Annotated in this window: 12 protein-coding genes; 6 read left to right on the top strand and 6 right to left on the bottom strand. The window is 52.2% G+C overall.

Annotated elements, in window-relative coordinates; genetic code table 11:
* Positions 1 to 70: 70 nt before the first annotated feature.
* The gene (glnE, locus tag DXU84_RS13540; RefSeq protein WP_153375980.1) at positions 71 to 2,908 is read right to left on the bottom strand and encodes a bifunctional [glutamate--ammonia ligase]-adenylyl-L-tyrosine phosphorylase/[glutamate--ammonia-ligase] adenylyltransferase; all 2,838 of its coding nucleotides are present in this window, start codon (positions 2,906 to 2,908) and stop codon (positions 71 to 73) included.
* Positions 2,909 to 2,965: 57 nt separating this feature from the next.
* Complete coding sequence (locus tag DXU84_RS13535; RefSeq protein WP_153375978.1) at positions 2,966 to 4,273, bottom strand: inorganic triphosphatase; 1,308 nt, start codon at positions 4,271 to 4,273, stop codon at positions 2,966 to 2,968.
* Between the two features lie 280 nt (positions 4,274 to 4,553).
* On the opposite strand from DXU84_RS13535, the gene DXU84_RS13530 reads away from it, so the two are divergent.
* Both DXU84_RS13530 and DXU84_RS13525 read left to right on the top strand, forming a co-directional pair.
* Entirely contained in the window at positions 4,554 to 5,174 is a 621-nt protein-coding gene (locus tag DXU84_RS13530) for a TIGR04211 family SH3 domain-containing protein (protein ID WP_013573952.1), read from the top strand.
* Between the two features lie 130 nt (positions 5,175 to 5,304).
* Positions 5,305 to 6,540 (top strand): multifunctional CCA addition/repair protein, encoded by a 1,236-nt coding sequence (locus DXU84_RS13525; RefSeq protein ID WP_013573951.1) that lies wholly within the window; start codon positions 5,305 to 5,307, stop codon positions 6,538 to 6,540.
* Positions 6,541 to 6,618: 78 nt separating this feature from the next.
* Here DXU84_RS13525 and bacA read toward each other — a convergent pair whose 3' ends face one another.
* Both bacA and folB read right to left on the bottom strand, forming a co-directional pair.
* Complete coding sequence (gene bacA / locus DXU84_RS13520; RefSeq protein WP_037034331.1) at positions 6,619 to 7,443, bottom strand: undecaprenyl-diphosphate phosphatase; 825 nt, start codon at positions 7,441 to 7,443, stop codon at positions 6,619 to 6,621.
* 186 nt (positions 7,444 to 7,629) lie between these two features.
* Positions 7,630 to 7,986 (bottom strand): bifunctional dihydroneopterin aldolase/7,8-dihydroneopterin epimerase, encoded by a 357-nt coding sequence (folB, locus tag DXU84_RS13515; protein WP_013573949.1) that lies wholly within the window; start codon positions 7,984 to 7,986, stop codon positions 7,630 to 7,632.
* A gap of 107 nt (positions 7,987 to 8,093) precedes the next feature.
* On the opposite strand from folB, the gene plsY reads away from it, so the two are divergent.
* Positions 8,094 to 8,723 (top strand): glycerol-3-phosphate 1-O-acyltransferase PlsY, encoded by a 630-nt coding sequence (plsY, locus tag DXU84_RS13510; protein ID WP_013573948.1) that lies wholly within the window; start codon positions 8,094 to 8,096, stop codon positions 8,721 to 8,723.
* 185 nt (positions 8,724 to 8,908) lie between these two features.
* Here plsY and tsaD read toward each other — a convergent pair whose 3' ends face one another.
* On the bottom strand, positions 8,909 to 9,922 hold the full coding sequence (gene tsaD / locus DXU84_RS13505) for a tRNA (adenosine(37)-N6)-threonylcarbamoyltransferase complex transferase subunit TsaD (RefSeq protein WP_013573947.1): 1,014 nt from the start codon (positions 9,920 to 9,922) through the stop codon (positions 8,909 to 8,911).
* A gap of 315 nt (positions 9,923 to 10,237) precedes the next feature.
* Here tsaD and rpsU point away from each other — a divergent pair, with 315 nt between their 5' ends.
* The 3 genes from rpsU to rpoD all read left to right on the top strand — a co-directional run bounded on the left by rpsU (position 10,238) and on the right by rpoD (position 14,378).
* Positions 10,238 to 10,453, top strand: coding sequence for a 30S ribosomal protein S21 (gene rpsU / locus DXU84_RS13500; RefSeq protein WP_001144069.1), 216 nt, complete (start codon positions 10,238 to 10,240; stop codon positions 10,451 to 10,453).
* Between the two features lie 135 nt (positions 10,454 to 10,588).
* The gene (gene dnaG / locus DXU84_RS13495; protein WP_037034183.1) at positions 10,589 to 12,337 is read left to right on the top strand and encodes a DNA primase; all 1,749 of its coding nucleotides are present in this window, start codon (positions 10,589 to 10,591) and stop codon (positions 12,335 to 12,337) included.
* Between the two features lie 202 nt (positions 12,338 to 12,539).
* Positions 12,540 to 14,378: an RNA polymerase sigma factor RpoD gene (gene rpoD, locus DXU84_RS13490; RefSeq protein ID WP_013573945.1), complete on the top strand. Its 1,839-nt coding sequence runs from the start codon at positions 12,540 to 12,542 to the stop codon at positions 14,376 to 14,378.
* A gap of 60 nt (positions 14,379 to 14,438) precedes the next feature.
* Here rpoD and DXU84_RS13485 read toward each other — a convergent pair whose 3' ends face one another.
* The gene (locus tag DXU84_RS13485; protein WP_013573944.1) at positions 14,439 to 14,906 is read right to left on the bottom strand and encodes a hypothetical protein; all 468 of its coding nucleotides are present in this window, start codon (positions 14,904 to 14,906) and stop codon (positions 14,439 to 14,441) included.
* Between the last annotated feature and the right edge of the window lie 5 nt (positions 14,907 to 14,911).

Raw genomic sequence — 14,911 nt, 5'->3', positions numbered from 1 at the left:
GATAAATCAAATCGGGTAAACACAATGCGCCGGATAATATCACAAGCGCCTGTTACCCGAATAAAAACCCTCAGCCCAGCCAGTTCGCCCAGCTGGCGCGGATTTGCGCGCGCTCCGCCGCAAAACTGACTGCGGCCACTTTCCCGCTGTGCTCCTGCAAAGCGAGGTGATGAATTTCATCGCGCAGCGTGACATAAGCCTGCGTCAGATTTCGAGCCTCTTCTTCCGGCATGATGTCGTGTTGCGCCATCAGCTCAAAAATCCTCACATTATCGGACCAGCGCGTCAGCTTCGGCTCATCATGCGCGAAACGCAGAACCAGATATTGTGCAATGAATTCAATATCCGTAATGCCACCCGGATCGGCTTTCAGATCGAACTCGTCGGCTTTTTTACTGCCCAGATGGGCATACATTTTCTCGCGCATTTCACGGACCTCCTTACGCAGTCCTTCACCATCGCGCTGGCGGCAAAGAATGTCGCGACGCGTGGCATTAAATTGCTGCGTCAGTTGCGGATCACCGTAAACCACGCGCGCGCGAACCAGCGCCTGATGCTCCCATGTCCAGGCTTCATTGGCCTGATAATCGGCAAAAGCTTCGATGGTGCTGACCAGCATGCCGGAGGCACCGGAAGGTCGCAGACGCGGGTCAACCTCATAAAGAATGCCTGACGACGTACGGGTGCTGAATAAATGCATGATGCGCTGCGCCAGCCGCAGATAAAACTGACGCCCGTCGATGCTGCGTTCGCCATCGGTCATTACCTCCGGCGCACAGTCGAGCAGGAAGACCAGATCCAGATCCGAGCTGTAACCCAGCTCCCAGCCACCGAGTTTTCCGTAACCGACCACGGCAAAACCGCGCCCTTCACGGTGCTGAAGATGCGCTGGCTGACCGTATTTTACGACCATCTGTTCCCACGCCTGTTGCACCACAACGTCGAGAATGGCCTCCGCAAGGTAGGTTAAATGGTCACTGACTTTCATCACCGGCAATGCGCCGGAAATATCCCCGGCTGCGATGCGCAGATGCTGCGCCTGCTTGAACTGACGTACCGCTTCAAGCTGTTGTTCTTCGTCTTCCGTCGGCACCCGCATCAGATACTGGCGCAGTTCGTCGCGGTACGCGCCCGGCTCCACCGGCTGGTAAAGCGTGCGTGTGTCGAGCAGTTCATCGAGCAATAAAGGATGGCGGGCGAGTTGGCTCGCGACCATCGGTGAAGCGGCGCACAGGCGGATTAACTGTTTGAGCGCACCGGGGTATTCCACCAGCAGCTCGATATACGTCGTACGTGTGACGATATTGAGCAGCAACTGCATCAGGCGCTGCAATGTCACATCGGCATTTTTATAGGTGCAGACCTGCGCCAGCAAACGCGGCATCAGCAAATCCAGCTGGTCGCGGCCACGCGGCCCGATCGTGCGTTTATCTACATCACGGCGGAAATCGGCAATCTGATATAAAACATGCCGTTGCGCGTTTTCGTCAAGTTGCGGCACCAGTGGCGCCAGTTCGGCAGGCTCAAGCGCATCAATCCATAAACTGCTGAACTGGGAGAGTTGCACATCATCTTCAGCATCTGGCGTGTCATCACCAATCAGCTCGTTAAACACCGAGCGCACGGCCTGCATGTGAGCATTCACTGCATCCAGAAGCTTCGGCCAGCCAGCATAATTCATCCCCCACGCCAGACGTGCCTGATTCAGTTCATCTGACGGTAAGGTTTGTGTTTGCTCGTCCGCTATTGCCTGCAACAGATTTTCCAGACGGCGCAGGAACAGATAGCTGTTACGCAACTGCAACACCTGTTCTACCGGCAACAGCCCCAGATTTTCCAGCGCCTGAAGCGTTGGCAGCAACGCACGCTGCTGCAATGCCGGTTCGCGCCCGCCACGGATCAGCTGGAATACCTGCACGATAAATTCAATCTCACGGATACCGCCTGCGCCGAGTTTGATGTTGTCTTTCAGACCCCGGCGGCGTACTTCACGAGCGATCATGCCTTTCATGTTACGCAGGGACTGGATCACACTGAAATCGATATAACGGCGGAAGACAAATGGCATCAGCATTTTGCGCAATTCCTGACTGCTGATGTCCTCCGCGCCGCCCATCAGACGCGCTTTCACCATCGCGTAACGCTCCCAGTCACGCCCCTGTTCCTGATAATAATCCTCCAGTGCCGGGAAGCTCATCACCAGCGGGCCGCTGTCGCCGAACGGGCGCAAACGCATGTCCACGCGATATACAAAACCGTCGATAGTGGGCTGATCCAGCACTTTGATCAGCCGCTGGCCGAGACGGGTGAAAAACTGTGCATTATCCAGTTCACGCCGCCCGCCGCGGGTCTGACCATTTTCCGGATAAGCAAAAATCAGATCGATATCCGAGGAGAAATTCAGCTCGCCGCCGCCCAGTTTACCCATCCCGAGGATCAGCATTCTTTGCGGTTCGCCAGCAGCATTGACCGGCGTACCAAACTCGCGACAGCAAGCGTCGTAAAGCCAGCCGCGGGCGCTGACAATCAATAATTCCGCCAGTTCACTCAACTGATGAAGCGTGTCTTTCGCTTCACTGGTTTGCGCGGACTGCGACCACGCAATGCGGGTCAGAATGCGACGACGAAACAGACGTAACGCTTTCATCAGCCCGGCTTCGTCAGCCACCTGTGTCAGCGATTCCTCCAGCCACTGGCGGTAAAGTTGCCACTCCTGCGCCTGAGGGGGATTTTGGTCAATTTCATGCCACCACTGCGGAAAAGCCAGCAAACTGTCCGTTACGAATTCACTGCTGCTCAGCACGGCCAGTTGCGCATCATCGGGAAGGGGCAGGTTTTCAGGATGTTCACGCCAGCGTTCAAGCAAACTCTGCGCATGGCTTTGCAAAACAGAAGAAAGTGGCAACATGAAGTCAGATTCCTTGCAAAAAAAAGCCCGGGCAATTTGCCCAGGCTTATCAGTCAATTAACGAGGTTGTCCGTTTAACCAGAAAGCATCCATCATCACCGCGTGAGAACGGGCCGAATCCTCCCAGGCGTGTTGCTGCTGAACGATGGCCTGTTGCAGATCGGCCCAGCCGGCAATATACGCGGCAACGTCTTTTTCAGGGTAAGCACCGGCCAGCAAATGGAAGGTAATGATCTGGCGTTTAAGGCGCGCCAGTTGGTCACGATAGCCTTCTTCCGTCAGCGGCTGTGCAAAGGCTTCTTTCAGATCGGCGGCAGTGCGGCCGAGCATGATGTCAGCAAAGCGCTTGAAGGAACCGTCCATTTTTTTCGCGGATTTATCATCAATAAACGGCGCCCAGCCTGATGTTGCCAGCCAGGAAGTAAGCACTAACTTGCACTTCAGATATGTCGCGCTGTAACAGATTTCCTGTGCATCCGCCGATTTCTGTTCCAGAACCGGCACCAGATCAGTAAGTAAGGTACGCAGCTCAGAAGAGGCTTTACGCGGCACAAGTCCGCCGAACAGCACCAGAACCTGCCGCACAGTTTCCACGGCCTGCAACACAGTCAGGCGCGCAGTTTTGTCGCCGCGAACCCACAATTCTTCATGATATTGCCAGTGATCCAGCGCCAGTTCGAACATCGCAGACATAGCCTGCTCAACCGTAGCTTTCGGTTTCGCTTTAAACACCGGCAGCGGTTTGATGTCACGGGCAGGATTGCCCTTTGCAAGATGATAACCACGAGCCGCCTTGCTGAAACCACCCTGCCGCAAGCCGCCGTGCGCGCCAATTTCAGCCGCCAGCGCCAGTAAATCGGCGGTGTTACCTTTTTTCAGCTCAAGTTCAATTTCAGCCAGTGGTTCGTTTAATTCGCCAGCCACCACTTCGCCCTGATCTAACCCAAGTTCAATCTCGCTTTCGCCGTAAGTGATCACCCACTTCTCGCGGGTGAAATCCGTGCGGAAGAGCGGAGCGAGTTCTTTCTGCAATGCAGCGGGTTTGCACCCTTCCGGCCAGATATCTTTCGGGAACGCGCTCAGTTTCAACACCGGCTTTTTCAGCTCAACGTTGTATTCAGGGCGCTGATGTAACCCCCCCACCACTTTGCCACCGGTTTTGATGGTCATTTCATACTGATCGTCAAAACCACGGATCCGCAGACCCATGTCATGCGAACGTAAATAGTTTTCCGCAGTCTCAAAATAGATGTTGGTCAGTTTCGAAGGCGCGGTGTGCACGCTGTTAAAACCAGCGAGTTGCGAAGGTAATTCGGCGATTGCGGCCGGGGTGGCGATAAATTTTAATTCTATTTCTACGGTCATATGAGTCTTCACACCGATTCTTTGCTGCCAAAAGGGATTAACGCGTCGCTGCCAATTCTATCATAAGCACAGCGCGCAAGCCGCATGTTGCGGGATTGTAAGATAGTTCTCATTCCGGTTTATACATTGCGTCGTCACACTGTTGCCCTTACTATCGGTCTCCAACTTTTAGTACTTATATGAGTGCAATGGCCGGACAGTGGCGGTTGCCAGAAGACGTATCCTGATAAAACGGATCCACACTTCACGTTCCCTAAATTCACAAAGAAACGATGAAATAATGCAGAAATTACGCCTAATTGGTTTCGCTTTGCTTGGTTTAAGCATGACATGGGGCGCTCACGCTGATGAGAAGCGCTATATCTCCGACGATTTGATTACCTATATCCACAGTGGTCCAGGTAATCAGTATCGCATCGTTGGCACCCTGAATGCCGGTGAAGAAGTCACCCTGCGCAGTGTCAACGACAGTACGAAATACGGTGAGATTGTTGATTCAAAAGGTAAAACCGCCTGGATCCCGCTTGATCAGTTAAGCAATGTGCCGAGCTTGCGTACCCGCGTTCCGGATCTGGAACAACAGGTGAAAACGCTGACCGACAAGCTGACCAATATTGATTCCAGCTGGAACCAGCGCACGGCAGAAATGCAGGCCAAAGTCTCTTCCAGTGACGGCATCATCAACGGCCTGAAGAAAGAAAATCAGGATTTGAAAAATCAGCTGATCGTGGCGAAGAAGAAGGTTGACGCGGTCAATGTGCAGCTCGACGACAAACAAAGAACCATTATTTTACAATGGTTTATGTATGGCGGCGGTGTCGCGGGTGTCGGTCTGGTGCTGGGTCTGCTGTTGCCACATCTCATCCCACGTCGCAGGAAAAAAGATCGCTGGATGAGCTGACAGCTCAGCATCCTGATCGTTTCCCTAAGGCACTTCGGTGCCTTTTCGTGTTTCCATCAGTCAGGAAATCTTCAGCGCAACTTTGCTATGATGAAGACAGAGTCCTTTGGCTAATTTCAGGAGTTATCGCGTGGAGATTTACCTGGTCGGCGGCGCAGTCCGAGACAGTTTATTAAACCTGCCTGTGTCTGAACACGATTGGGTGGTAGTGGGCGCGACGCCTGAATATATGCTCGAAAATGGCTATCAGCAGGTCGGTAAAGATTTTCCGGTCTTCCTGCATCCGGTCACTCACGATGAATATGCGCTGGCCCGTACTGAGCGGAAATCTGGCTCCGGTTATAACGGCTTTACCTGTTATGCCGCACCGGATGTCACGCTGGAACAAGATCTGATGCGTCGGGATCTGACCATTAATGCCATCGCCAAAAGCAACGATGGCGAACTTTTCGATCCCTATCACGGTCAGCGTGATATCGAACAACGCCTTTTGCGCCACGTTTCCGATGCTTTCGGCGAAGATCCGCTGCGGGTTCTGCGCGTTGCCCGCTTTGCTGCACGCTTCGCGCATTTAGATTTCACGGTCGCCCCGGAAACGCAGGCGCTGATGCAACAGATGGCGGAAAGCGGTGAGCTGGAAGCCCTCACACCTGAACGTGTGTGGAAAGAAACTGAGAAAGCGTTACAAACGCAGGATCCGCAGGTCTATTTCCAGGTGCTGCGCGATTGTGGCGCCCTGAAAGTGCTGTTTCCTGAAATCGATGCATTATTTGGCGTGCCTGCACCGGCGAAATGGCATCCGGAAATTGATACCGGCATACATACGCTGATGACGCTGAAAATCGCCAGCACCCTGACGCCTGACGTCGATGTGCGTTTTTCGGCGCTTTGCCATGATTTGGGTAAGGCTCTGACGCCGCCGCAATTCTGGCCTGCCCATCACGGTCATGGCCCGGCGGGCGTGAAACTGGTGGAGGAACTCTGCCAGCGGCTGAAAGTGCCGACGCACATTCGTGATTTAGCGAAACTGGTCGCGGAGTTCCATGACCTGATCCACACCGTCAATAAACTGCGTCCGGAAACCTTGTTAAAACTGTTCGACACCATTGATGTCTGGCGTAAACCGCAGCGTCTTGAGCAGATGATCATGACCAGTGAAGCCGATGCGCGCGGGCGTACGACATTTGAAAATAATCCCTATCCGCAAGGCGATTACCTGCGTGAAGCCTTTGCAGTCGCCAGCAGCGTTTCAAATAAAGAGGTGCTGGATGCGGGTTTCCAGGGTATGGCTATCCGTGATGAACTGAAGAAACGCCGTACTCAGGCGCTCGCCGACTGGAAACAAACTCAGGACGTGGCGATTTAAACGCTGGCTTTATTCATAAGAAAAGCCCCGCCGGTGATTCACCGTGCGGGGCTTTTTATTGCCTCAGGGAAGCAAAAATCAGGCGATAAACACAAAATACACGGCAATTGCCACGAAGAAACGGTAAATCGCAAACGGGATAAACGAAATACGTTTAATCACCGCCAGGAAGGTTTTAATTGCGATCAACGCAACAATGAACGCAGAGACAAACCCTGTGGCAAACATCGGTAAATCCGCCATATTCAGGAAGCTGTAGCTCTTGTACAAATCCAGAGCCGTCGCGCCCATCATCATCGGCACCGCCAGCAGGAAAGAGAACTCAGATGCCGCAAAACGGCTGATCCCCATTAACATCCCCCCACTGATGGTTGCCCCTGAGCGGGAGAACCCGGGCCAGAGCGCCAGACACTGAAAAACACCAATCATAAACGCCTGCACGTAGGTGATGTCATCCAGTCCCTCGGCACGCGGTTTTTTAGGTTTCAGCAACTCGGCAGCAATCAGCAAAATACCGCCGACCACCAGTGCATACATGACATATTTTGGCTCGAACAACGCTTTGATTTGAGAGTGCAGAAGCAGCCCCAGTACCGTTGCCGGAATCATCCCCAAAATAATATGCAATAAATTTAAACGACGAGAACCCGAGCCTTCATGAACCGGCGGTTTACCAAAATGCAAACCTATCATGTTGAACAAACGACGCCAGAACATCACGACCACGGCCAGAATTGAACCTAACTGGATAACCACTTCAAATGATTTTGAGGTATCTCCCGTAAAGCCAAGAAGATTGCCGACAATAATCAAATGACCGGTAGAAGAAACAGGCAAAAACTCGGTGAGTCCTTCAACCACCCCCAAAATAGCCGCAACAAGCAAAGAATGACTTTCGACGATCATTATCGCACCCTACCCTTTAAAAGATCCGCTGATGGGAAATATGCTTACAATACACACAATAAAAAAGCGGCATCATGCTGAGCCGCTTCAGTAAAGAAAACCCGGCAACCCGGACTTTCCTTTTAACGCTTCTTTATGACATTCAATAGACAAGCGTTTTCTAAATTGTATCCATAACAGGATTTAAAAACGCTTTCCACGCTCGATAATCACGCCGACATTCGCTGCCTGAGCAACAGCGCCCGGTTTGCTGAGCTTAATCCGAACCCACGGAGAATTAAACCGGCTCAGCAGCAATGTCGCCACCTCTTCCGCTACGCGTTCAACCAGCGCAAAATTTTGTGAAGAAACATGCCCGATCACCGCATCACTGACATCAGCATAGCTTAAACAGTCATTCACATCGTCAGTGGCGGCGGACTTTTGGTTATCCCAGGCCATTTCGATATCGAATACCAGTTTCTGTTTAATGGTCTGTTCCCATTCGTAAGCGCCAATGGTAGTGATTACATTTAGTTGCTCAATAAATACGATATCCATCACGTGATTCTCTGTTTTTGGCCCAGCCGGATACCACTTCCAGCAGAAAATGCGTATTATCCATGGATGTTGCGATTAAAACGACCCTTATTAGACGGAACGGCTTTATGAGTGCTACCGCGCTTGGAATGATTATTTTCGCCTACCTCTGCGGCTCGATTTCCAGTGCTATTCTGGTCTGCCGGGTAGCCCGTTTACCCGATCCGCGCACAGCGGGCTCAGGTAATCCCGGCGCCACCAACGTTTTACGCCTGGGTGGCCGTCTGGCCGCTGCCGCTGTTCTGATTTTCGATGTCCTCAAAGGCATGCTGCCGGTCTGGCTGGCATACCGTCTGAACATTCCGCCTATGTATCTTGGCCTGACGGCCATCGCGGCATGTCTTGGCCATATCTATCCGGTCTTTTTCCGCTTTAAAGGCGGCAAAGGTGTTGCCACGGCGTTTGGTGCTATCGCCCCCATCGGCTGGGACTTGACCGGCCTGATGACCGGCACATGGCTGCTGACCGTGCTGCTGAGCGGCTATTCGTCACTGGGTGCGATCGTCAGCGCACTGATTGCGCCATTTTATGTCTGGTGGTTCAAACCGGAGTTCACCTTCCCGGTCGCCATGCTTTCCTGTCTGATCCTGTTGCGTCATCACGACAATATTCAGCGCCTGTGGCGTGGTCAGGAAGGAAAAATCTGGGATAGGCTGAAGAAAAAACGTAAAGCGGCGAAAGAAGATAAGACCGAATAGTCAGTAAAATGCAGATTGCAGACATAAAAAAACGACCTCAGGCGGGTCGTTTTTTATTGGTTTTTTTTCAGCTCAGCCAGCCTGACTGAGCGGGAGCGAGACAAGGCGTCAGGAGACCTGAAAGCGCAGCATAATTGAGTATGTGAGCATTTCGGGTCGACGCAACAACGCAGTCGCAGCCCCGCTCAGACTGGAGGAAGCTCCGCTAACGGCCAGCGAGGGCGAACGGTCACACCGAGATCAGGAGTTGCACCGCTTTTCAGCCGCACCATGCCTGCATACGCGATCATCGCACCGTTATCGGTACAGAATTCAGGACGCGCATAAAATACCTGGCCACCACGTTTTGCCATCACCTCAGCCAGTTTGGCGCGTAATGTGCGGTTCGCGCTGACACCACCGGCCATTACCAGCTGTTTAAAACCCGTCTGATCCAATGCGCGTTTGCATTTTATGGCCAGCGTATCCACCACCGCATCTTCAAAAGCGCGGGCAATGTCGGCATGTGTCTGCGGGTCGCTGTCATTGCCACGAATGGTATTCGCTGCGAAAGTTTTGAGGCCGGAGAAACTGAAATCCAGCCCAGGCCGGTCTGTCATCGGGCGCGGGAAGGTAAAACGTCCGGCAACGCCCTGAGAAGCCATTTTCGACAGCAACGGCCCCCCCGGATAATCAAGGCCGAGCAATTTAGCTGTTTTATCAAAGGCTTCACCGGCAGCATCATCAATGGATTCGCCGAGCAAGGTATATTCGCCAATTCCGGTGACGCTGATTAACTGCGTATGTCCGCCGGAAACCAGCAGCGCCACAAACGGGAAATCCGGCGGATTATCTTCCAGCATCGGTGCCAGCAAATGGCCTTCCATGTGATGCACCGGCACGGCAGGCACGTCCCACGCAAATGCCAGAGAACGCCCGATGGTTGCGCCCACCAGCAACGCCCCGACCAGACCAGGGCCGGCGGTGTACGCCACGCCATCGATATCCTGAGCAGTCAGCCCGGCTTCTTTCAGCGCAGCCTGAATCAAGGGTACTGTTTTACGTACATGGTCACGCGATGCCAGTTCTGGCACCACACCGCCGTAATCTGCATGCAGTTTTACCTGACTATACAGTTGGTTGGCTAACAAACCGGCTTCGCTGTCATAAACTGCAATTCCGGTTTCATCGCAGGACGTTTCAATACCCAGTACTCGCATCACTCTTTCCATCATGTTTTCGCGCTAACTCGCGGCGCGCAGTTTAGCACACAAGCTTCGGCGGGTGCTGCACCGGAGTGGGAATTCCTCGCTTCGCAGGCCAATTAATGTCGAGCAATTTTGATTGATTGGTATATAATCGCCGCCCGACGCAAAACAAGCGCACAATGTTGCAGAAGGGTTGCAGAAAGCGCCTGTTTCAATTTGCCGTTATGCTTTACAAGACGACGCGAATTGGAGTAAAATTCCGCACCATTTTGAAATGTGCTGGTACAACATCAGCAAACAAACCGATTTTATCGAGGTGAGAGGCACATGCCTGTAATTAAAGTACGTGAAAACGAGCCGTTCGACGTAGCTCTGCGTCGCTTCAAGCGTTCCTGCGAAAAAGCAGGTGTTCTGGCAGAAGTTCGTCGTCGTGAATTCTATGAAAAACCGACTACCGAACGTAAACGCGCTAAAGCATCTGCAGTAAAACGCCACGCCAAGAAACTGGCTCGCGAAAACGCACGCCGCACTCGTCTGTATTAATCTTCGGGGGCAACCCCAAATCGCGTGATTTGCAATATTAAGAACGCGCAGACTGCGTAGTAGCATACGAAGGCCGTGCTTTCCGAAAGGAATGCGCGGCTTGTTCTCGTTTATAGGCTAGTGAGTAAGGGGCTTATGGCTGGGAGAATTCCGCGCGTATTTATCAATGACTTGCTGGCTCGCATCGATATCGTCGATTTGATCGACGCTCGGGTAAAGCTCAAGAAACAGGGTAAAAATTATCACGCGTGCTGCCCTTTCCACCATGAGAAAACACCCTCATTTACCGTAAATGGCGATAAGCAGTTTTATCACTGTTTCGGCTGTGGTGCCCACGGCAACGCCGTCGATTTCCTGATGAACTATGACAGGCTTGAGTTTGTCGAAAGCATTGAGGAACTGGCGACAATGCAGGGTTTGGAAGTGCCGTACGAAGCAGGCACCGGTCCGAGCCAGATGGAGCGTCATCAGCGTCAAAGCCTCTACCAGTTGATGGCACCGCTTAGCGAGTTCTATCAGCAATCACTTAAACAGCCTGCAGGGGCTCCCGCACGGGAATATCTTGCCCGGCGCGGTTTAAGTGAAGACGTCATCAGCCATTTCGCCATTGGTTTCGCCCCACCGGGTTGGGACAACGCATTAAAGCGTTTCGGTAAAAATGCCGATGATAAAGCGTCTCTGATTGATGCCGGTATGTTGGTCACCAATGACAATGGCCGCAGCTATGATCGTTTCCGCGAACGGGTGATGTTTCCTATTCGTGATAAACGTGGCCGCGTAATTGCCTTTGGCGGCAGGGTTCTCGGTGACGGTACGCCGAAATACCTGAACTCACCGGAAACCGAAATTTTCCATAAAGGCCGCCAGTTGTATGGCCTGTATGAAGCACAGTTAAAGCACCCGACGCCAGCGCGTTTGCTGGTGGTTGAAGGGTATATGGATGTCGTCGCACTGGCGCAGTTCGGCATTGATTATGCCGTTGCCTCATTGGGCACGTCCACGACCGCTGATCATATTCAGCTGATGTTCCGCAGCACAGACAACATCGTTTGCTGTTACGACGGTGACCGCGCGGGACGTGAAGCCGCATGGCGCGCACTGGAAACGGCACTGCCGTATCTTAATGATGGCCGCCAGCTGCGTTTTATGTTTTTACCCGACGGCGAAGATCCAGACACGCTGGTGCGTAAAGAAGGCAAAGAAGCGTTCGAACAACGTATGGAACAGGCGATGCCGCTGTCCACTTTCCTGTTTGATTCGCTGTTGCCGCAGGTAGATTTGAGCAGCCCTGACGGGCGGACCAAATTGAGCATGCTGGCATTGCCGCTGATCCGCCAGGTTCCCGGTGAAACGTTACGAATGTATTTGCGTCAGCAGTTAGGGAATAAGCTCGGTATTTTGGATGACAGCCAGCTGGAAAAGCTGATGCCTAAACAGGCAGAAAGTAGCAATGTCTATCAGGCGCCCCAGCTAAAACGCACAACCATGCGTATACTTATAGGGTTACTGGTACAAAATCCACAACTGGCTACACTTATACCCTCACTGCAAGGTTTGGAGCAAGCGAAGCAACCAGGACTGGATCTGTTCAGCGAGTTAGTAACCACTTGCTTAGCCCAGCCGGGGCTGACGACGGGCCAGTTACTGGAACTTTATCGCGACAATAAGTTCTACCAGCAGCTTGAAACTCTGGCGACATGGAACCACATGATCGTAGAGGACATGGTCGAGGAGGAATTTCGCGCCACGTTAGCCAGCCTGTATGACTCGATTTTAGAGCAACGGCTTGAAACTTTGATTGCAAAAGCCAGGACGCATGGCCTGAGTCCGGAGGAACGGACCGAAGTCAGTTCCCTGAATCAGGTGTTAGCGAGAAAGAGTTAACAAGTTAAATAACAAGAACATAAAAAGTAATGCGTCAGGCGTTACTACTAAAAAACGGCTTAAGTGCCGATATAAAGCGGGGCACGGCCCTGCGCAGAGCCGCCCTGGTGGGCCGCGGCACAATAAACGCCCCTAACGTTATTGTTGGCGATGTTACCCGACCGACACCAACCCAAATACTCTGAAGTGTGGATACCGTCTTATGGAGCAAAACCCGCAGTCACAGCTTAAGCTACTTGTCACCCGTGGTAAGGAGCAAGGCTATCTGACCTATGCTGAGGTCAATGACCATCTGCCGGAAGATATCGTCGATTCCGACCAGATCGAAGACATCATCCAGATGATTAACGACATGGGCATCCAGGTACTTGAAGAAGCACCGGACGCCGATGATTTGATGCTGGCCGAAAACCGCCCTGATACCGACGAAGACGCTGCAGAAGCGGCGGCGCAGGTACTTTCCAGCGTTGAATCCGAAATTGGCCGTACCACCGACCCTGTGCGTATGTATATGCGCGAGATGGGTACCGTTGAGTTGCTGACCCGTGAAGGCGAAATCGACATCGCCAAACGTATCGAAGACGGTATCAACCAGGTTCAGTGCTCCGTTGCTGAATATCCTGAAGCTATCACTTATTTGTTAGAGCAATATGACCGTGTAGAAGCTGGCGAAGTCCGCCTGTCTGACTTGATCACAGGTTTTGTTGACCCTAACGCCGAAGAAGAAATCGCACCAACTGCGACTCACGTGGGTTCTGAACTGACCACTGAAGAGCAGGATGATGATGATGAAGACGAAGATGAAGACGACGATGCTGAAGACGACAACAGCATCGACCCGGAACTGGCTCGCCAGAAGTTCACCGAACTGCGTGAACAGCATGAAGCGACGCGTCTGGTCATCAAGAAAAACGGCCGTAGCCACAAGAGCGCAGCAGAAGAAATCCTGAAGCTGTCCGATGTGTTCAAACAATTCCGTTTAGTGCCAAAACAGTTCGATTTCCTGGTTAACAGCATGCGTTCCATGATGGATCGCGTTCGTGCTCAGGAACGTCTGATTATGAAAGTGTGCGTTGAACAGTGCAAAATGCCGAAGAAAAACTTCGTCAATCTGTTCGCCGGTAACGAAACCAGCGATACCTGGTTTGATGCTGCTCTGGCAATGGGTAAACCCTGGTCTGAGAAGCTGAAAGAAGTCACCGAAGACGTACAGCGCGGCCTGATGAAGCTGCGTCAGATCGAAGAAGAAACTGGCCTGACTATCGAACAGGTAAAAGACATCAACCGTCGCATGTCTATCGGCGAAGCGAAAGCCCGTCGCGCGAAGAAAGAGATGGTTGAAGCAAACTTACGTCTGGTTATTTCGATCGCGAAGAAATACACCAACCGTGGTCTGCAGTTCCTTGACCTGATCCAGGAAGGTAACATCGGCCTGATGAAAGCCGTTGATAAGTTTGAATATCGCCGTGGTTATAAGTTCTCAACTTATGCGACCTGGTGGATCCGTCAGGCTATCACCCGCTCCATCGCCGACCAGGCGCGTACCATCCGTATCCCGGTGCATATGATTGAGACCATTAACAAACTCAACCGTATTTCCCGTCAGATGCTGCAAGAGATGGGCCGCGAGCCGACGCCGGAAGAGCTGGCTGAACGTATGTTGATGCCGGAAGACAAAATCCGCAAAGTGCTGAAAATTGCGAAAGAGCCAATCTCCATGGAAACGCCAATCGGCGACGATGAAGATTCGCATCTGGGTGATTTCATCGAGGACACCACCCTCGAGCTGCCACTGGATTCTGCAACGTCTGAAAGCCTGCGTTCTGCAACACATGACGTTCTGGCTGGCCTGACCGCACGTGAAGCGAAAGTTCTGCGTATGCGTTTCGGTATCGATATGAACACTGACCACACGCTGGAAGAAGTGGGCAAACAGTTCGACGTTACCCGTGAACGTATCCGTCAGATCGAAGCGAAAGCGTTGCGTAAACTGCGCCACCCAAGCCGCTCCGAAGTGCTGCGCAGCTTCCTGGACGATTAATCGTTCTCTGGTTGTCAGTCACGAACAGAAAAGCCCCGGCAGAAATGCCGGGGCTTTTTATTACTGGTTTTCTAAACTGACATTCACCCAGGCAGTATTATCCGGTAATGGAATAAGCCCGCTGCTGACACCCGTCAGACCAAATACTTTCGAGGCCGGCGAATCAGCATGCAATTCCAGATAAAACGTCTGAGCAAAACTGAGTAAAACTTCCGTACTGTCTGCTGACTCGCAGGCATCAATATAAACGTTACCCGTATAACCCGGTGGGAAAATACTTTTCACGTTTAAATAAAGCGTATCACCATTAACATAAAAGGCCTGGGCTTTATCACCGATGACCGGCCGGTCATTATCCCCCTGAAAAGCACCGTGGGAGATAATAAACAGATTTTCATTCTGTTCCAGTAACCGCAACTCAGAATGAAATATTTTGTAACTCGACTTAAAGACTGACTGGTACTGCGCCATTGAAGCACTGGCAACATGTTCCAGTTCCGGATCATCGGTACAGACGATAAGAATCATAATAT

Origin of the sequence: Rahnella sp. RcJ3 (genome assembly GCF_009498575.1) — a bacterium.
GTDB lineage: Bacteria > Pseudomonadota > Gammaproteobacteria > Enterobacterales > Enterobacteriaceae > Rahnella > Rahnella aceris.
This window is presented reverse-complemented; position numbering and strand designations above follow the sequence as displayed.